The 22,058-nt window shown below is 69.7% G+C and carries 24 protein-coding genes; 14 read left to right on the top strand and 10 right to left on the bottom strand.

Going from position 1 to position 22,058, the window contains the following annotated elements; all coding sequences use genetic code 11:
* Window positions 1-27: 27 nt before the first annotated feature.
* The 3 genes from ACFV9G_RS20030 to ACFV9G_RS20020 all read left to right on the top strand — a co-directional run bounded on the left by ACFV9G_RS20030 (window position 28) and on the right by ACFV9G_RS20020 (window position 3,717).
* Window positions 28-585, top strand: coding sequence for a type 1 glutamine amidotransferase domain-containing protein (locus tag ACFV9G_RS20030; RefSeq protein WP_378729283.1), 558 nt, complete (start codon window positions 28-30; stop codon window positions 583-585).
* The gene (locus tag ACFV9G_RS20025; RefSeq protein WP_378729282.1) at window positions 582-1,685 is read left to right on the top strand and encodes an NAD(P)/FAD-dependent oxidoreductase; all 1,104 of its coding nucleotides are present in this window, start codon (window positions 582-584) and stop codon (window positions 1,683-1,685) included. Before ACFV9G_RS20030 ends, ACFV9G_RS20025 begins: the two co-directional genes overlap by 4 nt.
* A 433-nt stretch (window positions 1,686-2,118) precedes the next feature.
* Window positions 2,119-3,717 carry a BCCT family transporter gene (locus ACFV9G_RS20020; protein WP_378729281.1) on the top strand — a complete coding sequence of 533 codons (1,599 nt, stop codon included), beginning with the start codon at window positions 2,119-2,121 and terminating at the stop codon, window positions 3,715-3,717.
* A gap of 44 nt (window positions 3,718-3,761) precedes the next feature.
* Here ACFV9G_RS20020 and ACFV9G_RS20015 read toward each other — a convergent pair whose 3' ends face one another.
* The 5 genes from ACFV9G_RS20015 to ACFV9G_RS19995 all read right to left on the bottom strand — a co-directional run bounded on the left by ACFV9G_RS20015 (window position 3,762) and on the right by ACFV9G_RS19995 (window position 7,678).
* Window positions 3,762-4,430, bottom strand: coding sequence for a nitroreductase family protein (locus ACFV9G_RS20015; RefSeq protein WP_378729280.1), 669 nt, complete (start codon window positions 4,428-4,430; stop codon window positions 3,762-3,764).
* 30 nt (window positions 4,431-4,460) lie between these two features.
* Window positions 4,461-5,222: a sulfite exporter TauE/SafE family protein gene (locus ACFV9G_RS20010; protein ID WP_378729279.1), complete on the bottom strand. Its 762-nt coding sequence runs from the start codon at window positions 5,220-5,222 to the stop codon at window positions 4,461-4,463.
* Window positions 5,223-6,302: an SPFH domain-containing protein gene (locus tag ACFV9G_RS20005; protein ID WP_378729277.1), complete on the bottom strand. Its 1,080-nt coding sequence runs from the start codon at window positions 6,300-6,302 to the stop codon at window positions 5,223-5,225.
* A gap of 47 nt (window positions 6,303-6,349) precedes the next feature.
* Window positions 6,350-6,811, bottom strand: a complete 462-nt coding sequence (locus ACFV9G_RS20000) for an NfeD family protein (RefSeq protein WP_378729276.1) — start codon at window positions 6,809-6,811, stop codon at window positions 6,350-6,352.
* Between the two features lie 69 nt (window positions 6,812-6,880).
* On the bottom strand, window positions 6,881-7,678 hold the full coding sequence (locus ACFV9G_RS19995) for an ABC transporter ATP-binding protein (RefSeq protein ID WP_378729275.1): 798 nt from the start codon (window positions 7,676-7,678) through the stop codon (window positions 6,881-6,883).
* Between the two features lie 53 nt (window positions 7,679-7,731).
* Here ACFV9G_RS19995 and ACFV9G_RS19990 point away from each other — a divergent pair, with 53 nt between their 5' ends.
* Together ACFV9G_RS19990 and serB are read left to right on the top strand one after the other, a co-directional pair.
* Window positions 7,732-8,502, top strand: coding sequence for a hypothetical protein (locus ACFV9G_RS19990; RefSeq protein ID WP_378729274.1), 771 nt, complete (start codon window positions 7,732-7,734; stop codon window positions 8,500-8,502).
* 34 nt (window positions 8,503-8,536) lie between these two features.
* Window positions 8,537-9,781: a phosphoserine phosphatase SerB gene (serB, locus tag ACFV9G_RS19985; RefSeq protein WP_378729273.1), complete on the top strand. Its 1,245-nt coding sequence runs from the start codon at window positions 8,537-8,539 to the stop codon at window positions 9,779-9,781.
* Between the two features lie 237 nt (window positions 9,782-10,018).
* Here the strand turns inward: serB and ACFV9G_RS19980 are convergent, their stop codons facing one another.
* The 3 genes from ACFV9G_RS19980 to fabG are packed head-to-tail and all read right to left on the bottom strand — an operon-like array spanning window position 10,019 to window position 12,018.
* Window positions 10,019-10,525: a SixA phosphatase family protein gene (locus ACFV9G_RS19980; protein ID WP_378729272.1), complete on the bottom strand. Its 507-nt coding sequence runs from the start codon at window positions 10,523-10,525 to the stop codon at window positions 10,019-10,021.
* 18 nt (window positions 10,526-10,543) lie between these two features.
* The gene (fabI, locus tag ACFV9G_RS19975) at window positions 10,544-11,317 is read right to left on the bottom strand and encodes an enoyl-ACP reductase FabI (RefSeq protein WP_355227769.1); all 774 of its coding nucleotides are present in this window, start codon (window positions 11,315-11,317) and stop codon (window positions 10,544-10,546) included.
* Window positions 11,318-11,319: 2 nt separating this feature from the next.
* Window positions 11,320-12,018, bottom strand: coding sequence for a 3-oxoacyl-ACP reductase FabG (gene fabG, locus ACFV9G_RS19970; protein WP_378729312.1), 699 nt, complete (start codon window positions 12,016-12,018; stop codon window positions 11,320-11,322).
* 170 nt (window positions 12,019-12,188) lie between these two features.
* Here fabG and ACFV9G_RS19965 point away from each other — a divergent pair, with 170 nt between their 5' ends.
* From ACFV9G_RS19965 to ACFV9G_RS19955, 3 genes are read left to right on the top strand one after another with little or no spacing between them, the layout of a single operon-like run.
* On the top strand, window positions 12,189-12,512 hold the full coding sequence (locus ACFV9G_RS19965) for a DUF3099 domain-containing protein (RefSeq protein WP_378729271.1): 324 nt from the start codon (window positions 12,189-12,191) through the stop codon (window positions 12,510-12,512).
* Window positions 12,512-12,706, top strand: a complete 195-nt coding sequence (locus ACFV9G_RS19960) for an acetone carboxylase (RefSeq protein WP_378729269.1) — start codon at window positions 12,512-12,514, stop codon at window positions 12,704-12,706. The genes ACFV9G_RS19965 and ACFV9G_RS19960 overlap by 1 nt, the downstream gene beginning before the upstream one ends.
* Before the next feature lie 24 nt (window positions 12,707-12,730).
* Window positions 12,731-13,669 carry a nucleoside hydrolase gene (locus tag ACFV9G_RS19955; protein WP_378729267.1) on the top strand — a complete coding sequence of 313 codons (939 nt, stop codon included), beginning with the start codon at window positions 12,731-12,733 and terminating at the stop codon, window positions 13,667-13,669.
* A 76-nt stretch (window positions 13,670-13,745) separates the two neighbouring features.
* Here ACFV9G_RS19955 and moaA read toward each other — a convergent pair whose 3' ends face one another.
* Window positions 13,746-14,765 carry a GTP 3',8-cyclase MoaA gene (moaA, locus tag ACFV9G_RS19950; protein ID WP_378729266.1) on the bottom strand — a complete coding sequence of 340 codons (1,020 nt, stop codon included), beginning with the start codon at window positions 14,763-14,765 and terminating at the stop codon, window positions 13,746-13,748.
* Window positions 14,766-14,831: 66 nt separating this feature from the next.
* Between moaA and ACFV9G_RS19945 the strand changes: the two genes are divergently transcribed.
* The gene (locus tag ACFV9G_RS19945; protein WP_378729264.1) at window positions 14,832-15,719 is read left to right on the top strand and encodes an SURF1 family protein; all 888 of its coding nucleotides are present in this window, start codon (window positions 14,832-14,834) and stop codon (window positions 15,717-15,719) included.
* A 9-nt stretch (window positions 15,720-15,728) separates the two neighbouring features.
* Here ACFV9G_RS19945 and ACFV9G_RS19940 read toward each other — a convergent pair whose 3' ends face one another.
* Window positions 15,729-17,612 (bottom strand): ABC transporter ATP-binding protein, encoded by a 1,884-nt coding sequence (locus ACFV9G_RS19940; protein WP_378729262.1) that lies wholly within the window; start codon window positions 17,610-17,612, stop codon window positions 15,729-15,731.
* A 626-nt stretch (window positions 17,613-18,238) separates the two neighbouring features.
* On the opposite strand from ACFV9G_RS19940, the gene ACFV9G_RS19935 reads away from it, so the two are divergent.
* Genes ACFV9G_RS19935 through ACFV9G_RS19915 form a run of 5 tightly spaced genes read left to right on the top strand, consistent with a single transcriptional unit; the run spans window position 18,239 to window position 21,948 of the window.
* Window positions 18,239-19,354, top strand: a complete 1,116-nt coding sequence (locus ACFV9G_RS19935) for an ATP-binding protein (RefSeq protein ID WP_378729261.1) — start codon at window positions 18,239-18,241, stop codon at window positions 19,352-19,354.
* A complete protein-coding gene (locus ACFV9G_RS19930; RefSeq protein WP_091041067.1) occupies window positions 19,344-19,730 on the top strand; it encodes a roadblock/LC7 domain-containing protein in 387 nt (128 codons plus the stop codon). Before ACFV9G_RS19935 ends, ACFV9G_RS19930 begins: the two co-directional genes overlap by 11 nt.
* A 14-nt stretch (window positions 19,731-19,744) precedes the next feature.
* Window positions 19,745-20,104 (top strand): DUF742 domain-containing protein, encoded by a 360-nt coding sequence (locus tag ACFV9G_RS19925; protein ID WP_378729260.1) that lies wholly within the window; start codon window positions 19,745-19,747, stop codon window positions 20,102-20,104.
* Between the two features lie 46 nt (window positions 20,105-20,150).
* The gene (locus tag ACFV9G_RS19920; RefSeq protein WP_378729311.1) at window positions 20,151-20,672 is read left to right on the top strand and encodes an ATP/GTP-binding protein; all 522 of its coding nucleotides are present in this window, start codon (window positions 20,151-20,153) and stop codon (window positions 20,670-20,672) included.
* Window positions 20,673-20,715: 43 nt separating this feature from the next.
* On the top strand, window positions 20,716-21,948 hold the full coding sequence (locus ACFV9G_RS19915) for a hypothetical protein (protein WP_378729259.1): 1,233 nt from the start codon (window positions 20,716-20,718) through the stop codon (window positions 21,946-21,948).
* The last annotated feature ends 110 nt before the right edge of the window (window positions 21,949-22,058 follow it).

Below are 22,058 nucleotides of genomic sequence, written 5' to 3'. Positions count from 1 at the left end.
TCAGACCGTATCGATCTGGAGGTTCTCATGACCCAGGCACTGCACGGCAAGAAGGTCGCCATCCTCGCCGCGGACGGCGTGGAACGCGTCGAGCTCGAGCAACCCCGCGAGGCCCTGAACGCTGCCGGCGCCCAGACCACGCTGCTGTCGGTCCACGATGAGGAGATCCGGGCGCGTGAGAACGATCTGAACCCGGCGGGGACCTTCCCCGTCGACGGTCTGGTGGCGGACGCCACCGTGGCCGCCTACGACGCGTTGCTGCTCCCCGGCGGCACGGTGAACCCTGACCAGCTGCGGGTGGACGCCGACGCCGTCGCCTTCGTACGTGACTTCGTGGACAGCGGAAAGCCGGTCGCTGCCATCTGTCACGGGCCCTGGACGTTGATCGAGGCCAGCGTGGTCAAGGGTCGGACCCTGACGTCCTACCCGAGCATCCGTACCGACCTGCGCAATGCCGGCGCGGAAGTCGTCGATCGGGAAGTGGTGGTCGACGGCAACGTGATCACCAGCCGTTCACCCGATGACCTGCCCGCGTTCTGTGACGCGCTCGTGGCCGAGCTCGGCGCAGCACGCGCGGCCCGATGACGGGTTCGCCTGAAGTTGCCGTGATCGGCGGCGGCATCGTCGGCCTCTCGACTGCCTACGCGTTAGGTGAGCAGGGCGTCGGAGTGCGGCTGTACGAGACCGGTCTGCCCGGTCACGGCCAGTCCGCGGGCGAGTCGCGGATCTTCCGGCATGCGCACGACGACCCGCGGCTCGTCGCGTTCGCGCGCGAGAGCCGTGGCGTGTGGGCCGAGTGGGCCGAACGGTTCGACGTCGAGCTGGTCTCCTCAGACGGGGTGGTGGCGATCGGTGAGAACGCGCTCGCGCGGCTTCGTGTGCTCGACCGTGTCGGTGGCGTGGCCGCGCGTGCGATCGACTCCGACGAGCTCTCCGAGCGGATGCCGCTGCTCGCCGGGTACTCCGGCCCGGCGGTGCTCGACGAGGCGGGTGGCGCGATCCGTACGCGCGCTGCCATCAAGGCGCTCACGGATCAGCTCGGGGACGCCGTGGTGACCGGCGAGGTCATCGCGATCGAGCCCCGCGACAACGGAACGGTCGAGGTGCGCAGTGTCACCGAGCGTGCCGTCTACTCGAAGGTGGTCGTGTGCGCCGGGCGCGAGACCGCCCGCCTGGCGCGGAGCGTCGGCCTCTCCCTCCCTGTCCGCCTCGCCGCCCACGTACGGCTGACTTTCGCCGTGAAGGGCGCCGCCCCGGAACGGGTGGCCTGCCTGCAGGACGGCAGCGGCGACTTCGGCGAGGTCGGCGTCTACGCGACGCCGCTGCCGGGCAACGGCCGCTATGCGCTGGGGCTCAGTGAGAGTGTCGGCGTCCGCGACGACGGGACGTTCCTCGACCCGGCGGCGGTTCGATCCCTGGACGAACGCGCGCGTGAGTACGTGGCACGAGCGCTGCCCGGCCTCGACCCCGAGCCGCGAGAGTTCGTCCACTGCTGGGTGACCGACCTCCCGTGGAGCGAGGACGGCGTGGCCGCCTGGGAGGCAGATCAGGTCCTCTTCGTCGCCGGTCACAACCTCTTCAAGCAGGCACCGGCGCTGGGTCGCGCCCTAGCCCGGGCCACTACCGGCGACGGTCTCGCCGCCGACCTCAGGCCCGAGTCACACCTCGGCCAACCCCAGCAATAGCTCGCGGGTGGTTCTCCCGGCACCGCAATGGTCACGGTCGAGCCACAATATGTCCGCCGAACTTAGGGTCGGAGGGGCGGCGTAGCACGGCCACGAAGGCGGAACAACACGCGCACCGACCGGACACGGTCCGGCCAGAAGTCACCCTCGGCAGGTCGGCCGAGGTCCCCCGGTGAACGTAAAGCAAAGACGGTGCGCGTTAGGGTGCTGTGGTCCCGAACCCAACCGGAAGGACAACAGTGTGACTTCTGAGAAGAAGACAGACAGTCCGAAACATTCCGAAAATCACATCCCCTCTGGCCTCATCAAGTCCCCTACCGGTGAAGTCGTCCCCCACCCCGCGCTGGACCTGCCGATCTCGAGCGAACAGGACCAACGCAAGGGAATCGACTGGGTAGTCTTCGGCGTCGCGGCGGCCATCGCCATCGCGTTCATGGCCTGGGGCTTCATCAACACCGACGGCATGGGCAAGGTCGCCGGCGACGCCCTCACCTGGGTGCTGGACAAGGCCGGCTGGGTCTTCGTCCTGACCGCCAGCGGCTTCGTCATCTATATCGTCTGGCTCGCCGTCAGCAAGTACGGCAACATCCCCTTGGGCCGTGACGACGAGAAACCGGAGTTCAACACGGCCTCCTGGATCGCGATGATGTTCAGCGCCGGAATGGGCATCGGTCTGATGTTCTACGGCGTCAGCGAGCCCATCTCGCACTACGTCACCCCGCCGCCGGGCACCGGCGAGGCAGGCAACCCCGAAGCCATCCAGCACGCGATGGCGACCACGATGTTCCACTGGACGCTGCACCCGTGGGCGATCTACGCGGTCGTGGGTCTGGCGATCGGCTACGGCGCCTACCGCAAGGGTCGCGTCAGCCTGATCTCCTCGGCCTTCACGCCGCTGCTCGGCAAGAAGACCGTCGAGGGTCCGGCCGGCAAGGCGATCGACATCTTCGCGATCTTCGCGACCCTGTTCGGCTCCGCCACCTCGCTCGGCACGGGCGCGATCCAGATCGAGAGCGGCCTGCAGATCGTGGCCGGGCTCGGCGAGGTCGGAAACAACGTCCTCATCGGGATCATCGCGGTCCTGACGGTCTGCTTCGTGATCTCGGCGGTCTCGGGTGTGGCCAAGGGCATCCAGTGGCTCTCCAACATCAACATGGTGCTGGCCCTGCTCCTGGCGCTGTTCCTGTTCGTGGTCGGCCCGACGGTCTTCATCCTCGACCTGATCCCGACCTCGCTCGGCACCTACATCGGCGACCTCGCTCAGATGTCGGCCCGCACCGGTGTCGGCGGCGAGGAGACCTCCGCCTGGCTCGGCTCCTGGACCGTCTTCTACTGGGCCTGGTGGATCTCTTGGACGCCGTTCGTCGGCATGTTCATCGCGCGGATCTCGCGTGGGCGCACCATCCGGCAGTTCGTCGCCGGCGTGCTCCTGGTCCCGAGCGCCGTCAGCGTGATCTGGTTCTGCATCATGGGCGGCACCGCCATCGACCTGCAGCGTGACGGCACCGTCGACATCGCCGGTCTCGGCGGGGTCGAGTCGCAGCTGTTCACCACGCTCGACCAGTTCCCGCTGGCCACCGTGATGAGCATCCTGGTCATGGTCCTGGTGGCGATCTTCTTCGTCTCCGGCGCCGACGCGGCCTCGATCGTGATGGGCACCCTCTCCGAGCGCGGCTCCGAGGAGCCGAGCCGGCCGACGGTGGTCTTCTGGGGTGTCGCGACCGGTGTCGTGGCCATCCTGGGCCTGATCGCCGGCGGTGCGGATGCGTTGTCGGGTCTGCAGACGATCACGATCGTGGCCGCACTGCCGTTCGCGGTGATCATGGTCGGGCTGGCGGTCTCGCTGCAGCGCGACCTGGCCCATGATCCGCTGATCGTGCGTGGTCAGTACGCCGCGGAGGCGGTCGAGCAGGCCGTCATCACCGGCGTCACCGAGCACGGCGACGACTTCGCGCTCGCGGTCGTTGAGGACGACCACAGCAGCAACGGCGCCGACCCGGCTGCCGAAGCGGTCCCGGCCGACAAGGCCTGATCCTCGAGGTCTGAGTCTGATGGCGGGTCCTCCGGGACCCGCCATCAGTCGTCTCTCAGCGGTGTCCCTGCGTACGTCTCCAGGGTGACGAACTCCTCGACCGGCTGCCTGCGCAGCCTGGTGAGCTGCTTGACCGGCCTGCCCATCGGGACCACCGCGGCGACGGCATGTCCCTCGGGGGCGCCGAGCAGCTCGAGGAGCGCCGGCTCCTCGGCGACCGCCATCGTGGTGATCACCCCACCGAACCCCTCGTTGCGGGCGGCCAGGAGCGTGTTCCACACCAGCGGGTAGACCGAGGCGCCGGAGACGACGCCCACCCGGTCCAGCTCCGAGTCGATCGAGGCGACCACTGCCAGGTCGACGAGGAAGACGAGCACCACCGCAGCCGTACGCAGCGGCTCGGTCATCCCGCGCGGGACCCGGGTCGCGGCGATCTGCTCGTCGGTCACCGCCGTCGGGTGCACCGTGTTCCACGGCATCTCCCCCGACCGCTGCTGCGCGAGGTACCTGCGGGCACCCGTCCCCGTCAGCTCGACCAGACGCTCGCGGGTCTCCTGGCTGCGTACGACCACGACGTGGGCGCCCTGCCGGTTGCCGCCCGAGGGCGCGAACCGGGCGTTGTCGAGGATCCTGGCGAGGATCTCGTCGGGCAGCGGGTCGTCGGTGAATTCGCGTACGGCATGGGTGGTCCGCATCGCGTCGTAGAGCTCCATGGGACCCATCCCATCAGACTCCGGCCGGACTCAGCCCACCAGGAAAGCCACCAGCGCGGTGATGCCGACCACGACGATCACACCGCGGAGCACGTTGGGCGGCAGCCGGCGGCCGATCCTGGCACCCAGCAGACCACCGATCGTGGCGCCGACGGCGATCAGGGCGGCGATCTGCCAGTCGACGTCGGCCACGAGGGCGAAGATGAGCCCGGAGATGCCGTTGGTGATGGCGACGAGGATGTTCTTGAGCGCGTTGAGGCGCTGCAGCGACTCGGCGACCCCGATGCCGATGATCGCGATCATCAGCACGCCCTGAGCGGCACCGAAGTAGCCGCCGTAGACGCCGAGCATCGCGATCGCGGGCCAGACCCACCAGCGCTCGCTGCCATCGGCGGGTGCGTCGCCGTGGCGCTTGGCCACCCACCGGGAGATGCGCGGACCGGTGATCACCAGGACCACGCCGAGCCCGATCAGCACCGGGACGATCGCCTCGAAGGCACCCGGCGGCAGCACCAGCAGCAGGATCCCGCCGACCGCGCCACCGATGAGCGCGGCCACCCCGAGCCGCAGGATCCGCCCGCGCTGACCGGCGAGCTCGCGACGGTAGCCCCAGGCGCCGGCCAGCGAGCCCGGCACCAGGCCGATCGTGTTGGACACGTTGGCGACGACCGGAGGTACGCCGAAGGCCAGCAGCGTCGGGAACGTGATCAGAGTCCCGGAACCGACGGCGGCATTGATGGTGCCCGCCCCCACCCCGGCGATCAGGATGAGGGCGGACTGAAGAGGATCCACTTAGGCGGTCGGCTCTGCAGGAGGCTTCGGCCGGTTGGGGGCCTCGGCCTCCTTGGCCTCGGCCAGCGCCTGCTCGACGGCCTTGGCCGCGGCGGACTGCTCGAGGTCGAGCTTCGGCTCGGCCGAGCCCATGTCGACGCGCTTGACCGGGCCCTCGACCTCGTCCGGGATGCCCTTGAGGCTGTTCATCGTCGAGCCGAGGCCCTCGAGCGCGGCGCCGATCTCGCTCGGGATGATCCACACCTTGTTGGCGTCACCCTCGGCGATCTTCGGCATCATCTGCAGGTACTGGTAGGCCAGCAGCGACTGGTCGGGGCGGCCGTCGTGGATCGCCTGGAAGACGGTCTGGATGGCCTGGCCCTCACCCTGGGCGCGAAGGATCGCGGCCTCCCGGTCGGCCTGCGCCGCGAGGATCTGCGACTCGCGCTGGCCCTCGGCGTTGAGGATGGCGGACTGCTTGTTTCCCTCGGCGGAGAGGATCGCGGACTGGCGCTGACCCTCGGCGGTCAGGATCGCGGCGCGCTTGTCGCGGTCCGCGCGCATCTGCTTCTCCATCGCGTCCTTGATGGACATGGGCGGGTCGATCGACTTGATCTCGACGCGCTTGACCTTGATGCCCCAGCGACCGGTCGCCTCGTCCAGGACGATCGAGAGACCCGAGTTGATCTGCTCGCGGCTGGTCAGCGTCTCCTCCAGGGTCATGCCACCGACGATGTTGCGCAGGGTGGTCATGGTGAGCTGCTCGACGGCCTGGATGTAGTTGGCGATCTCGTACGTTGCCGCCACCGGGTCGTTGACCTGGAAGTAGATGACCGTGTCGATCGAGACGGTCAGGTTGTCCTCCGTGATCACCGGCTGCGGTGCGAACGCGACGACCTGCTCACGCATGTCGATCATGTAGCGCACCTTGTCGACGAACGGGATCACCGCGTTCAGGCCGGGGTCACGCTTCGACTGGAACTTGCCGAAGCGCTCCACGATGCCGACCCGCGCCTGCGGGATGATCTTGATCGTCTTGGCCAGCGTGGTGATCACCAGCACCGCCAAGATGACCAGGAGGGCCAGGATGATGCCACCCATTGCCAATCAGTCCTTGTCTGTTCGTTGTGCGTCAGGTTGCCCGGAAGCTACGGAGTCCCGAGCTCCGGAAGAGGATGGACGTACGCCGTCGCTCCTCTGATCTCGAGCACCTCGACCGGCGTGCCGGCCGCGATCACGAGCGTCTCGTCATAGGGCTGAGCGGTCCAGAGCTCGCCCTCGAGCTTGAGCTGCCCAGGCTTGTGGGCGCTGATCTCGACGGGCGCGATGGCCTGGACACCGATCAGCTTCTGCGCGCCGATCTGGATCTCCGGGCCGTTGTGGAGCCGCCTGGCCAACCCCGGGCGTACGACCGCGAGCATGGAGACAGAGACCGCCATCGCGACGATCGCCTGGATCACGAAGCTGTCGGTGAACGCGCCGGTCAAGGCACCCGCGAAGGCGCCGGTGGCGAGCATCAGCAGGATCAGGTCGAGGCTGAAGAGCTCTCCGACGACGAGCAGCGCTCCGAGTGCCGTCCAGATCGCCCAGTCCCAGTCCTGCCAGTCCATGGGCGTCACCCTATCCAGACGGGCCATGCGTTGTGGGGACGTTCGGGTACCGACTTCTTAACGTTCCGCCTACCGGGTGTGACGGGCGCGACGCTTGGCCCAGAAGCGGCCCTCGCTCGCCTCGAGCTCGAGCGGCATACCGAAGGTCTTGGAGAGGTTGGCCGAGGTCAGGGTGTCCTCGATGAGCCCCTGGGCGGTGATCCGGCCGGAGCGCATCATCAGCACGTGGCTGAAGCCGGGCGGGATCTCCTCGACGTGGTGGGAGACGAGCACGGTCGCCGGGCTGTCGGGGTCGTAGGCCAGCGTCGACAGCGTCGAGACCAGGTCCTCGCGACCGCCCAGATCGAGCCCGGCGGCGGGCTCGTCCAGGAGCAGCATCTCGGGGTCGACCATCAGCGCGCGGGCCAGCTGGACGCGCTTGCGCTCGCCCTCGGACAGGGTGCCGAACCGGCGCTCGCCGAGGTGCTTGATGCCGACCTCGATCAGCAGTGCCTGGGCACGGTCGTGGTCGAGGTCGTCGTAGTGCTCACGCCAGCGCCCGACCACGCCGTAGGAGGCGCTCACCACGACGTCGCGGACGAGCTCGTGGCGCGGGATCCGGTCGGCGAGCGCCGCGGAGGTGAGGCCGATGCGCGGGCGCAGCTCGAAGACGTCGATGCGGCCGATCTGCTCGCCGAGGATCTTCACGACGCCCGAGGTCGGGTGGAGCTGGGCCGCGGCGGCCTGGAGCAGCGTGGTCTTGCCAGCGCCGTTGTGGCCCAGGATGACCCAGCGTTCGTCCTCCTCGACCACCCAGCTCACAGAGTCGAGAAGGGCGTTGCCCCCGCGGCGTACGGTGACGTCGGTGAACTCCAGCACGGCTGCCATGGCGGCAAATCTATCGGCAGGGGTCGGCCGGCTCGGGGTTAGGGTAGGCGGCTGTGAGTGTTGACGAATCCGAGTCGCTGGAGACCACGCCGGAGACACTGCGGCTGGCCTGGTGGGTGACGGCGTGGCTGCGCGGTGAGGCGGTCACCGACCTGGTGCTGGATGCGGTGATCGGGCCTGATGCGACCCATACCGTCAGCGGGCTCGCCGCACTCGGGCTCGGTGGCACCGAGGGGGTCGCGGACACCCTGGTCAGCGGGATGGGACGGCTGCGTACGGAGGGGGCGACCGGTGTCGGGGTCGCGTTCCCGGCCGAGGGCGACCCGGTCGGGCTGGGTGGGCCGCGGGCCTTCAACTCGGCCGCGATGGAGGCCGGGGAGGCGGCGGTGTGCGACGCCGGCATCGGGCTGGTTCCGGTCCGGGTCGGCGCGGTCGTCGAGTGGCAGGCGTACGCGGCTTCCCGACGTCAGCTGCCCGACGTCGGTGAGGCCGACCGTGCGCTGCGGCTCGCGCTGAGCGAGTCCGCGACGGCGCTCGCCGAGCTCGACGTCGCCCGGTGGCGGCCCGAGGTCGCCGACCGCCTGATGAACCTCCGCCACCGGCCCTCCCTGGCCGGGGCGCCCGGGGTGCCGCCGCGGTGCGTGGAGCTCGCTGCTCGTGGCGTACAGGCCCGGGAGATCGTCGCGGTGGCACTCGAGGACGACGGCGGTGCCGTGTCCGCCTCGGAGATGCTCCGGCGGCGAGAGGCGCTGGTCGGCCTCGACCGCGCGGCACGGAGGGCGCTCACCGCGGCGGGATCGCCCGAGGTGTGGCCGCCGAACTGAGACGCGGGGACCGGCTCCACTAGGCTTTGCAGCGATGACCGAGGAATTCGACGCGCTCGAGCGCCGTCCCGACACTCTGCTGATCACCCTCGCCGGAAACGACCGTCCCGGGCTGACCTCGGCCACCCTGGCGACGCTCGCGTTGGCGGGGGTCGACGTGGTCGACCTGGAGCAGATCGTGCTGCGGGCGCGGCTCGTGCTCGGGCTCCTGGTGACCGCGCCGGCCGACGCGGCGAGCACCGACGCGCTCAAGCACGCGATCGAGGAGACCGCCCACGCTCTCGACATGACCGTCGAGATCGAGGAGGGCGTCGGCGACACCCCGCGGGAGCCCGCCGACCGCGCCCGGGTGACGGTGCTGGGCCTGCCGCTGAAGGCGGCCGCGCTCGCGTCGGTGACCCGCACGATCGCCTCGGCCGGCGGCAACATCGACCGGATCATCCGGCTGGCCCGCTACCCGGTCACCGCCTTCGACCTGCACGTCTCCGGTGCGGCTCCCGACGAGCTGCGCGTGACGCTGGCGGCCGAGGCCGCCGCCCAGGGCGTCGACATCGCGGTGCAGCCCGCCAATCTGGTCCGTCGCGGCATGCGCCTGATCGTCATGGACGTCGACTCGACGCTGATCGACGGGGAGGTGATCGAGATGATCGCCGCCCACGCCGGCTACGAGAAGGAGGTCGCCTCGGTCACCGAGGCGGCCATGCGCGGCGAGCTCGACTTCGAGGAGTCGCTCCGCGGGCGGGTGAAGTATCTCAAGGGTGTCCCCGCGACCGCGTTGGACGAGGTCTACGCCGGCCTGCAGCTCAACCCGGGAGCGCGGACGATGGTCCGCACCCTGCGCCGCCTCGGCTACCGCTTCGCCATCGTCTCCGGCGGGTTCTCGCAGATCACCGACCGGTTGGCGGCCGACCTCGGCATCCACTACGCCCGCGCCAACGAGCTCGAGATCGTCGACGGCGTGCTGACCGGTGAGGTCGTCGGCGAGGTCGTCGACCGCGCCGGCAAGGCTCGCGCGCTTCGCGAGTTCGCCGCCGAGATCGGCATCCCCGAGGCCGCCACGGTCGCCATCGGCGACGGCGCCAACGATCTCGACATGCTCGCCGCCGCCGGCCTCGGGATCGCCTACAACGCCAAGCCCGCGGTCCGCTCCGCCGCCGGAACCGCCATCAACGTCCCCTACCTCGACACGATCATGTACCTCCTCGGGATCTCCCGTGAGGAGATCGAGGCCGCCGACGCCGAAGCCGGCATCGTCACCCCCGCCCCTCCCCTCCTCTGAGATCCTGCCGAGGCGTCACGTAGGTCGGCCGAGGCGTCACTCGCGTCGGCCGAGTGGCACGCGAGTGACGTCTCGACCGACGCGAGTGACGTCTCGACCGCACAACCTCAGACTCAGTCCGGGTACCCGCCCAAGCCGATCTGTCGAGACGTCACTCCCGCTGGCCGAGGTGGCAGCAGTGTGACCTCTCGAGCAACGTACGTGACGTCTCGCCCGACGCGGGTGACCTCTCGGCGGTCAGGCTCGGCCGACGTGGAGGGCGGTGACGGAGGCCTCGGCCTCGTCGAGCTCGGACCAGTCGCCGTCGTAGGTGAGTATGGCGACGGCGGCTGTCGGGAAGCCGAGGGCGAGCTCGTTGCCGGCCTCGTCGTCGCCCTCGCCGTCGTCCAGGAGCTGCACGAGCGAGAACACGGTCGGGTTGTGACCGATCACCATGACCGTCGAGATGCCGTCATCGACGCCGCGGACGAGGTCGAGGGCGGTGGAGGTGCCGGCGGCGTACAGACCCTGGTCGTACTCGGCCAGCGTCAGGTCCCACGAAGCGCCGAGCGCGACGTCCTCCCAGGTCTGGGTGGTGCGGTCGGCCGCCGAGACCAGGGCGTAGTCCGGGACCACGCCCTGCTCGGCCAGCCACTTCCCCGCCGCGACCGCGTCGGCATGGCCGCGCTCGGTCAGCTGGCGCTCGTAGTCGGTGGGTGCCGACGACTCCGCCTTGGCGTGCCGCATGATGACGAGGGTCCGCATGCGGGCAACCCTATGACCTCACGCCCCCAGCGAGTGATAGCCCCCGTCGACGTGGATGATCTCGCCGGTGGTCGCCGGGAAGAAGTCCGAGATCAGCGCGCAGACGGCCTTCGCGGTCGGGCCCTGGTCGGTGTTGTCCCAGCCCAGCGGCGCCCGGGTGCCCCAGCCCTCGTCGAGCTCCTCGAAGCCCGGGATGGCCTTGGCGGCAAGCGTCTTGAGCGGCCCGGCGGAGACGAGGTTGCAGCGGATCCCGTCCGGACCGAGGTCGCGGGCGAGGTAGCGCGAGGTCGACTCGAGCGCGGCCTTGGCGACACCCATCCAGTCGTACGCCGGCCAGGCGATCGTCGCGTCGAAGGTCAGCCCCACGATCGACGAGCCAGGGGACAGCAGCGGCCGGGTCGCCATCGCGAGCGACTTCAGCGAGTAGGCGCTGACCTGGACCGCCTGGGAGACGTCGTCCCACGGGCCGTCGAGGAACTTGCCGCCGAGGAGCGTCTCGGGGTTGCCGTACGCGATCGAGTGCACGACCCCGTCGAGCCGCTCGACGCCCTCGGCCCGGAGCGCGTCGGCGAGGCCGTCGAGGTGCTCCTGGTTGGTCACGTCGAGGTCGAGGACCGGCGGCTCCTCGGGGAGCCGCTTCGCGATCCGCTTGGTGATCGACAGCGCGCGGCCGAAGTTGGAGATCAGGACGCGGGCGCCCTGCTCCTGGGCCACCTTCGCCACCGCGAAGCCGATCGAGGAGTCCATCGTGACCCCTGCGACGAGAACAGTCTTGCCGTCCAACAAACCCATGATCAGTGCCCCATTCCAAGTCCGCCGTCGACCGGGATCACGGCCCCGGTCACATAACCCGCATCAGCCAACCACGTCACGGCCGAGGCCACCTCGTCCGGTGACGCGTAGCGCCCCAACGGCACCCGGTCCGTGATCGCCTTCTGCTGCTCATCGGTCAGGACCGCGGTCATCTCGGTCTCCACGAACCCCGGCGCGACCACGTTGGCGGTGATCCCCCGCGAGCCGAGCTCACGCGCGAGCGAGCGGGCCATGCCGACCAGCCCGGCCTTCGACGCCGCGTAGTTGACCTGGCCCGGGTTGCCCAGCAGCCCGACGACCGAGGAGATGAAGATGATCCGCCCGCGGCGCAGCCGCAGCATGCCCTTCGAGGCCCGCTTGGCGAGCCGGAACGACGCGGTCAGGTTGGTGTCGATCACCGAGGTGAAGTCGTCCTCCGACATCCGGAGCACGAGGGTGTCCTTCGTGATCCCGGCATTGGCGACGAGGACCTCGACGGGTCCGTGGGCGGCCTCGGCGGCGGCGTACGCCTCCTCGACGGCGGCCGGGTCGGTGATGTCACACACCAGGTCCAGGGCCCCTTCCGGAGCCCCGCCCTTGCGGGAGGTCACGGCCACGTTGTCGCCGTTGGCCACGAAGGCCTCGGCGATCGCCCGGCCGATGCCGCGGCTGCCGCCGGTGACAAGCACCGAACGGGGCAGCTTGCTTGTGGGGTTTTCACTGTCAGTCACAGGCGCGACGGTAGCGATTACTTCGGCGTACGACCAATGTCTTGGATTTGCTTGTGAGAACCATCCAAAGTCCATCGGAGCGCCCCTGTTGGGTCCGCACCATTGACCGGAGGCCATCGGCCACGACCTAGACTGGCGGTATGTCCAAGGCACAACCGATCAGGATCACCACCGCAGGCCGTAGCCGCGCCGAGGACATCGCCATGCGCCAGAAGCGCTACGCCATCTCGATGTCGATCCGCTCGCTGTGCTTCATCGGTGCCGTGATCGCCGGTCTGGCCGGCATCGGCTGGCTGTGGCCGATCCTGATCGCGGCGGCTCTGATCCTGCCCTACGTCGCAGTCGTCATGGCCAACGCGACCAACACCAAGAGCGACGAGATGAACCTGATGGACTCTCCTTACGGCCCCCGCCAGCTCGAGAGCGGACGCGAACAGCAGCTCCACGAGAAGGACGAGCGCTGATGGGCGCGCTCGACTCCGACCTGTGCTCGGCCAAGGGCTGCCAGGACCCCGGTTCGTGGGAACTGCAGTGGAACAACCCCAAGATCCACACGGCCGATCGGCGTAAGATCTGGCTCGCGTGCGAGACCCACAAGGAGTCGCTCGGTGACTTCCTGGGAGCGCGCGGATTCCTCAAGGACGTCGTCCCTCACTAGTTGTTCCCCCGGAGAGGTCGTGCGTTGAACCCGATCCCTGTGCTCCTCGACTGCGACCCCGGCCACGACGACGCCATCGCCATCCTGCTGGCCCTGGGCAGCCCGCACATCGACCTGCTCGGCATCACCACCACGTTCGGCAACTGCCGGGTGGAGAAGGCGACCTACAACGCCCAGCGGATCCTGGCGCTGGCGCAGCGGCCCGATGTCCCGGTCGCCACCGGAGCCGCCGGGCCGCTGGCCGGCGAGATCCACATCGGCGACTTCATCCACGGCGTGACCGGGATCGACGGTCCCGACCTCCCCGACCCGCTCGCTCCCCCGGTCGCCGCCGGAGCGGTCGAGTTCCTGCGTACGTCCCTCCTGGCCGCCCCGGAGCCCGTCACCGTCGTCGCCACCGGACCGATCACCAACATCGCCCTGCTGCTGCGCGACCATCCCGAGGTCGGCCCGAAGATCGCCGAGATCGTCTTCATGGGCGGCTCGACCGAGCGCGGCAACACCACGCCGGCCGCCGAGTTCAACGCCTACGCCGATCCTGAGGCTCTCGAGCTCGTCCTCACCAGCGGCCTCCCGATCCGGATGGTCGGGCTCAACCTGTCCCACCAGGCGCTGGCCACCCCCGACGTCGTCGCGCGGATGCAGGCCATGGATCATCCGGTCGGCCGGGCGTGCGCCGACCTGATGGGCTTCTTCGGCGGCACCTACTCCGACGTCTTCGACTTCGCCGCTCCCCCGGTCCACGACCCCTGCACCATCGCGGCTCTCATCGACCCCAGCCTGATCACCTGGCACAAGTCGTTCGTGGCCGCCGAGACCGAGGGCCGCTGGACCCGCGGCGCCACCGTCGTCGACCTGCACGGCCGCCTCGGCGAGCCACCCAACGCCCAGGTGGCGATCACCCTCGACGTACGGGGCTATTGGGACCTCGTCCTGGACGCCCTGGACCGCGTAGGCACCTGACGAGGCGTCACTCCCGTCGGGCGGCGGGTCAACGCGGCGCCAACACCGCCCACGCCGGGGTCGGCACCGCGGGTGGTTAGGCGCCCCGGGCGGCCCTCGGACGGTCGGGCTGGAGGAAGCCGAGGTCGTCGATGCCGTGACCGGCGCGCTTGCCGGCCATGGCGGTGACCCAGCGGGCGGCGAGATCGGCGTCGGAGGCGCCAGCACGAAGTGGCGTACGCAGATCCGACTCCGAGCGCGCGAACAGGCAGTCGCGCACCTGCCCGTCGGCGGTGAGGCGCACCCGGTCGCAGTCGCCGCAGAAGGGGCGGGTGACGGAGGCGATGATGCCGACCTTGGCCGGGCCACCGTCGACGTAGAAGAGCTCGGCAGGGGCGCTGCCGCGGGGCTCCTCCGCGGGCGTCAGCTCGAAGGCCGCCGACAGCGCCGCCAGGGTCTCGTCGGCGGTCACCATCTTGTCGCGCGACCAGCCGTGCTGGGCGTCGAGAGGCATCTGCTCGATGAACCGCAGCTCGTAGCCGCGCTCGACCGACCAGCCGAGCAGCTCGGCGGCGTGGTCGTCGTTGACTCCCCGCAGCAGGACCGCGTTGATCTTGATCGGGCCCAGACCGGCGGCGGCCGCGGCCTCCAGCCCGGCGACCACGTCGGCCAGCCGGTCGCGGCGGGTGATCTGCGCGAAGGTCTCGGGCCGGATCGAGTCCAGCGACACGTTGACCCGGTCGAGCCCGGCTTCGGCGAGCGACCCGGCCATCTTGGCCAGCCCCAGCGCGTTCGTGGTGATCGAGAGCTCTGCCTCGGGAGCGATCTCGCGGGTGCGCGCGACGATCGAGACGAGCCCGCGGCGGACCAGCGGCTCGCCACCGGTGAACCGCACCTCGCGGACCCCGAGGTGACCGGTGGCCACTCCGATCAGCCGGACCACCTCGTCCTCGGTGAGCACCTCGTCACCAGGCAGCCAGTCGAGCCCTTCGGCCGGCATGCAGTAGGTGCACCGCAGGTTGCAGCGGTCGGTCAGAGAGACCCGCAGATCTGTCGCGACCCGGCCGAACCGGTCGACGAGCCTCTGCTCGGTCTGATCTGTCGGGGAGGTCGTCATCACACCAGTCTAGGCAGGCTGGACCCGGATCGTGAGTGAGGACCGCATGCCAGTTAGTCTCGTCGGGTGAGTTCGTTCCGTTTCCTGCTCAGCCGACGCTGGGCCGGTTTCACGGTGTTCGTGCTGATCCTGGCCTACGGGACCTGGTGGCTGGGCCAGTGGCAGTTCGACCGTCTCGAGGACCGCAAGACCAGCAACCAGATCGTCCGCACCAACGAGCACGCCGAGGCGTCGCCCGTCTCCGACGTGCTGGCCCCGGGCCGCGAGGTCTCCGAGGAGGACGAGTGGCGGCGGGTGACCGCTACCGGGACGTACGCGGTCGACGACACGATCATCTGGCGCTACCGCACCCCCGACGACGCGAAGGGTGTCGACATCGTCGTCCCGTTGGTGCTCGCCGACGGCAGCGCGGTGCTCGTCGACCGCGGCTGGCTCCAGACCGAGTCGCAGGACGAGTTCGATGACCTCCCGGCACCGCCCTCGGGTGAGGTCACGATCACCGGCTGGGTGCGCGCCGACGGCACCGGCGACTCCACCGACGTCGCCCAGGTCGACGGCTACCACGCCACCCGCGCGCTCTCCTCGACCCAGGTCGCGAAGGTGGTCGACGAACTGCTCCTGACCGGCTGGCTCCACCTCGACACCGAGTCCCCCGAGCCCGCCACGCAACTGCGCCCGGCCGACCTGCCCGAGCTCGACAACGGCCCCCACTTCTTCTACGGACTGCAGTGGTGGTTCTTCGGCATCCTCGCGATCGCCGGGTTCTTCTACCTGATGTATGACGAGCGGCGTACGCAGCGCCCGGACGAGCCTGCACAAGACGATGGCACCGCCGACGGCGACAAGCCGGCCGACGAGCGCGCCCGCAAGAAGGCCGCCAAGCTGGCCCAGAAGCAGGCCGTGAAGGCGGCCTACCAGGCTGCGTACGAGAAGGAGCGCAGCGGGAAGAGCTGACCGCCCCGCCTAGCGACGGAACTGCGTCTCGTAGAGCTCCGCGTAGAGCCCACCGGCGGCGAGCAGCGACTCGTGGGTGCCCGCCTCGACGACCCGCCCGGCCTCAACGACCAGGATGCGGTCGGCGGCGCGGATGGTGGAGAGCCGGTGGGCGATGACGATGGACGTACGTCCCTCCAGCGCGGCATCCAGGGCGGTCTGGACCGCGGCCTCGGACTCGGAGTCGAGGTGGGCGGTGGCCTCGTCGAGCACCACGATGTGGGGTGCCTTGAGCAGCAGCCGGGCGATCGCGAGCCGCTGGCGCTCGCCGCCGGAGAGGCGGTAGCCACGGTCACCGACGACGGTGTCCAGACCGTCCGGGAGCCCCTTGATGACCCCGGCGACCTGGGCGGCGTCGAGGGCGGCCCAGATCTCGTCGTCGGAGGCGCCGGGGCGGGCGTAGAGCAGGTTGCCGCGCACGGTGTCGTGGAACATGTGGGCGTCCTGGGTGACGTAGCCGACCGCGGCCTCGAGCGACTCCAGGGTCACCTCGCGCACGTCGAGGCCGCCGACCTCGACCGCCCCGGAGCGTACGTCGTAGAGCCGCGCGATCAGGTGGGTGATCGTCGACTTCCCGGCACCGGAGGGACCGACCAGGGCGACCATCTCCCCCGGTTCGGCCGCGAAGTCGATGTCGGAGAGCACCTCGCGCACCTCCCGGCTCTCCGGCCGCGCGATGGTCTCCAGGGAGGCGAGCGAGACCTCCTCGGAGTGCGGGTAGGTGAAGGCCACATGGCGGAACCGCACCGACGCGGCGTCGGCCGGCACCTCGACCGCGTCGGGCTTCTCCTTGATCAGCGAAGGCAGGTCGAGGACCTCGAAGACGCGGTCGAAGCTGACCAGCGCGGTCATCACGTCGATGCGTACGTTGGAGAGCGCCTGCAACGGCCCCAGCAGCCTCACCAGCAACAGACCGAGCGCGGTCAGGGTGCCGAGCGTGACGTCGCCCTGGATCACCATCCAGCCGCCGACGCCGTAGACCAGCGCGGTCGCCAGCGCCGGCACCACCTGCATGGTCGCCCCGAACAGGCGGGTCAGCAGCGCGATCCGAATGCCCAGGCGGCGTACGACATCGGCGCGCTGGGCGAACGCGGCATCCTCCTCCTCGCGGCGGCCGAAGAGCTTGAGCAACAGGGCGCCGCCCACGTTGAACCGCTCGGTCATCGTCGTGGCCAGCGCCGCGTTGCCGTCCATCTGCTCGCGGGTCAGGCCGGCCAGGCGGCGGCCGACCCAGCGCGAGGTCAGGAACAGGATCGGGAACAGCGCGACGCACATCAGCGTCACCTGCCACGACAGCACCAGCATCGCCGCGCCGACCACGACGAGGGAGATCAGGTTGGAGACGCTGTTGGACAGGGTCGAGGTGAAGGCCCGCTGCGCGCCCAGCACGTCGGTGTTCAGGCGGCTCACCAGTGCGCCGGTCTGGGCCCGGGTGAAGAAGGCCAGCGACTGGCGTTGGACGTGGCCGAAGACCTGGGTACGCAGGTCGAAGATGAGTCCCTCACCGATGCGGGTCGAGAGCCAGCCCGAGACGATCCCGAATCCCATGTCGACCACGGCCACCAACGCCATCGCAAGGGCCAGCCAGACCACCAGCGAGACGTTCTGCTCGAGCACACCGTCGTCGATGAGGCGCTGGGTCAGCAGCGGGGTCACCACGACGAGCGCGGCGTCGAAGACCGTGAACACCAGGAACGCGCTGATCAGGGCCCGGTGCGGCCTGGCGTAGGAGACGACGCGTTTCAGCGTGCCCTTCGGCAGCCCGCGCTGGAGAACCGTCCGGTCGGCACGCAGGTTGCGCATGATTCCGCCGCCGCCCATCGCCCCGCCGCTCGCACCGAAGCCTGGACCCATTTGTGACACCCCGTCACCTTAGTCGCCCGGGCGGATCCGGCCGCGTCGAGGATGCATCATCGAAATATGGTCAAAATCACCCGCGGTAGGTGACCAAGCGCTCTGTTGGTGATATGAAGTGGAGCGCGTGTGTGCGCCGGTCTCCGGGGACTGGATCAGGATTCGTCCAGACCGCCCTGAACCCGCGGGTTCATGCCCTGACTGTTCACCCCCACACCAGGTGCCCTGACATGACCCGACCACTCCTGGCCCGACTCCACCGAGCCGGTCCATGGTTCTGCAGTACCGCGATCGTCCTCTTCGTCGCGCTCTCCCCCGTCATCTTCGTCACCACCGGTGATCAGTGGTTCTGGCCCTGGATCCTCGCCGGCGTACCCGTCGTCGCCCTCACCCTGTGGCTCACCGCGATGGCGTACGACCGCACCCCGGCCGAATCTGTAGAAACGGTGGCCGAATCCGTAGAAGTGGCGCCCGAGTCTGTAGAACCGGAGACCGAATCTGCAGAAATGGACGACGAAAGTGTCGTCTCGTCCCCCATAAGCGCAGATTCGCCCGCCACAAATGACGACTCGGCCCCCGCAAGTGCGGATTCGGCTGAGTCGAATGGGCGGGGCGGAGATGCCGGGATGCGGGTGGCGGTGCTGTCGCTGTCTCGCAAGGTGCAGGCGTCGGCGCACCGGATCCAGGAGGAGTCGACGCGGATGGTGGCGAAGTTCCCGGCCGAGCCGGATGTGCTCGAGGCGGGGATGCGGGTCGACCATGCGGCGGCGCAGCAGGCGCGGCTGGCACAGAGCATCGCCACGCTGTGCGGGGAGCAGCCCGGGCAGCACTGGCGTGACCCGCTCGCGATCGCCGACGTCGTACGCGGCGCGGCCGGCCGGATCACCGCCTACCGCCGGGTCCGGGTCGAGGGCGACCCGCCGGTGGCGATCCAGGGTGCCTACGTCGAGCCGCTGATCCATCTCGTCGCCGAGCTCCTCGCCAACGCGACCCAGTCCTCGCCGCCCGCGACGGAGGTGCTGGTCACGATCCGTTCCGTACGCCGCGGCGCTGCCCTCGAGATCGACGACGCAGGCGTCGGCATGGACGAGACCAACCTGGCCTGGATGCGCGAGATCGCCTCCGGCACCCGGCAGGTTCGCCTGCACGACCTCGGTGAGATCCCGCAGACCGGCCTGGCGGTGGTCGGCACCTACGTACGCCGACATGGGTTCCGCGTCGATCTGACCGAGTCCGTCCACGGTGGCCTGCGGGTGGCCGTCCTCGTCCCCGAGTCGATGACGGCCTCGCTGACCCCGGCCGTTCCGGAGCAGGTGGCGCCGCGTACGCCGGTCTCGACCCCGGTCCCCTCCTCGCTCCTGGCGCGAGCGCCGAAGGCGCCACCGGCCTCGGCGACGCCGGCCTGGCCGGTCTACACCACCGCGGAGGCACCCGATCCCGTACCCGACCACGAGCAGCGCGAGTCCGCACTGTTCACCTCCGACGGCCTGCCCCAGCGCCGATCGAAGCGCGGCCTACGCCTCGCCACCGGACACCAGCAAGCCGTGAGCCAAGCAGTCCCTGCGCGCCCGGAGCCGACCGCTGAGCAGGCCGGCGCCTGGATGAGCAGCTTCCTCAGCACCCCGGTCACGCCCGCGACGGGCACGACCATCCCGCACCAGGCCGTCGACCGCATGGACGGCAGCACCGCCGCGGAGACCGATTCCGCACCCGAGAACCACTGGAGGAACCATGACCGATGAGAACAGCTGGATGCTGGAGCTGGTCGCGGGAGTACGCGGCGTACGTCATGTCGTGGTCCTCTCCGCCGACGGGCTCGTCCGGGTCCGCACGAGCCACACCCCGCGCGAAGAGGCCGACAAGCTGGCCGCGGCGTGCGCCGGACTGACCTCGCTCGGCCACGGGATCAGCCGCCAGTTCGGCGCCGATGCCCACCCCCGTCAGGTGATGGTGGAGTTCAACGGCGGCTTCCTGTTCATCCGCGGCGCCGGCGACGGCTCCCGCCTCGCGGTGGTCACCGAGATGAGCATCGACCCGGCGCTGGTCGCCCAGCAGATGCAGGCGACCGTCCTGATGATCGGGGAGCGCGCGATGAGCACCCCGAGACGTTCGGTCTGAGCAGATCCGAGCCGATGCCCGACGCCGCTGACGACTACGTCGACCACCCGATCCGGTCCTACGTCCGGACGGGCGGTCGTGCCCGCCCGACCCACCGGCTGACGCCGGCGACGCTGCTGCTCGGCCACACCAGCCCGGCTGCGGCCCCCGCGGAGGTCGGCCGCCAGGAACGCGAGGTCCTCTCCCAGTGCCTCGGCGTGATCTCCATGGCCGAGATGGCCGTCCATCTCGGCCAGCCGGTCAGCGTGTTGGCGGTGATCGCCTCGGACATGATCGACGCCGGCCTGATCGGCGTACGCCCCGACAGCGACACCGCCACCGGCCCCTCCCGCGAAACCCTCCAGAAGGTCCTGCATGCTCTCAACCACCTCTGACGACAACCGCTACCTGGCGCCGACGGTCGTCGAGTCGGTCAAGATCTTGGTGGTCGGCTCCTTCGGGGTCGGCAAGACCACGCTGATCGGCTCGGTCAGCGAGATCGAGCCGCTGCGGACCGAGGAGTCGATCACCCAGGCCAGCGAGGGGATCGACGAGATCGCGGCGACCCCGGAGAAGACGACGACCACGGTCGCGATGGACTTCGGCCGGATCACCCTGACCGACGAGATCGCGCTCTACCTGTTCGGCACCCCCGGGCAGCGCCGCTTCTGGGACCTGTGGTCAGGCCTCGCCGAGGGCGCCGCCGGTGCCCTGGTCCTGGTCGACACCCGCCGCCTCGAGGACTCCTTCGAGGTGCTGGACCAGCTCGAGACGCGTACGTCCCTGCCGTTCGTGGTCGCGATCAACCAGTTCCCCGGCGCGCCGAACTACGAGCCCGACCAGATCCGCACGGCGCTCGACCTCGATGACGAGACCCCGATCGTCGTGTGCAACGCCAAGAACCGCAACGCCTGCGCCCGTGCGCTCGCCGCGCTCGTGCGCCACGCGCTGAAGACGCACTGACCCGATCACTGACCCGATCACACGACCCGAACAGGCACCCGCGATGACTCCCACCCGCACCGTACGTCTCGCCGACCTCACCGACCTGATCCAGGCACCCGACACCGTCGGCCCTCGGGCGAGGCAGGTGCACCAGCGGCTCCGGGCCGAGTGGGGTCCGGTCGCCCCCGGCGAGCTCTCCCCCGGCGTACGCGTCTGGTTCGCGATGGGATATGCCGAGTTCAGCGAGGTCATCCGCAACGAGGAGGTCTTCTCCCGCAACGGCGACAACTGGAGCGCGGTGCAGGAGGGCAAGATCCTGCCGGACATGCCGATCTACCCCTTCGTGACCACCCGGCAGAACTCCTTCCACAACGACGGCGAGCTCCGGCGACGGCTGCGCTCGCCGGTCGACCGGGCCCTCTCGCGGGTCGACGAGCACGGCTACGCCGCGAAGGTACGCAGCATCTGCAACGACCTCGTCGACGACATGCTCGAGCGCGGCGAGGCCGACCTGGTCCAGGACTACGCCGTGCTGATCCCGTTGCTCTCGGTCGCCGCGATGTTCGGCATGGGTCATGAGGTGGGCGACTCGATGCGCAAGGCGGCCCACAAGGTTCTCGGCGGCGGCCAGCTCGCCCAGGAGGGGGTCATCGAGCTCGCCGTCGAGATCGTCGACCACATCGCCAAGCGCCGCAGGGACCCCCAGGACGACCTCACCTCGCACCTGATCGACGACCCCGGCCTCTGGGACGACAACGAGGTCATGGAGGCGATGATCGTGATGATCATCGCCGGCAACGAGCTGACCATCGCGACCATCACCCAGACCCTGCTGCTGATGCTCTCCGACGAGCGTTTCGCCGGCCGGCTGCGCGGCGGCCGCCTCGACGTCGACCAGGCGATCGAGGAGGTCATGTGGCGCGACCCGCCGTGCTACAACATCACCCCACGGTTCGCGCTGCGCGACGTCGAGCTCGGCGGTCAGCTGATCCGCAAGGGTGACGCGGTGGTGCCGTGCATCGCTGCGGCCAACGTCGACCCGATGATGACCGGCGGCGACCCGTGGCTGGAGATCGGCAACCGCGCCCACATGTCGTGGAGCGCCGGCCCCCACTCCTGCCCCGCCCAGCGGCCGGGCACCATCATCGTGCAGGCGGCCGTACGCACCGTGCTGGAGCGCCTCCCCGAGGTCTCCCTCGCGGTGCCCGCCGACCAGGTCGAGCGCAACACCGACTCGCTCTCCTACCGCTACCCGACCTCGATGCCGGTGACATTCGTCCGCACCCTCGCCTGATGCCGAGTCGGCTCAAACTCACCAAATTTCCCCCCCAGGCCGCTCCTTAAAAACATCCAACACCGGGCCCGCGGACGGCAGTGTGAGACGACGCGGCAGCAGCCGAGCCG

The sequence above is a fragment of the Nocardioides sp. NPDC059952 genome (assembly GCF_042730435.1).
Taxonomy (GTDB): Bacteria; Actinomycetota; Actinomycetes; order Propionibacteriales; family Nocardioidaceae; genus Nocardioides.
Note: the sequence above shows the minus strand (reverse complement) of the source record. Positions and strands in the feature narration are given on the sequence as shown.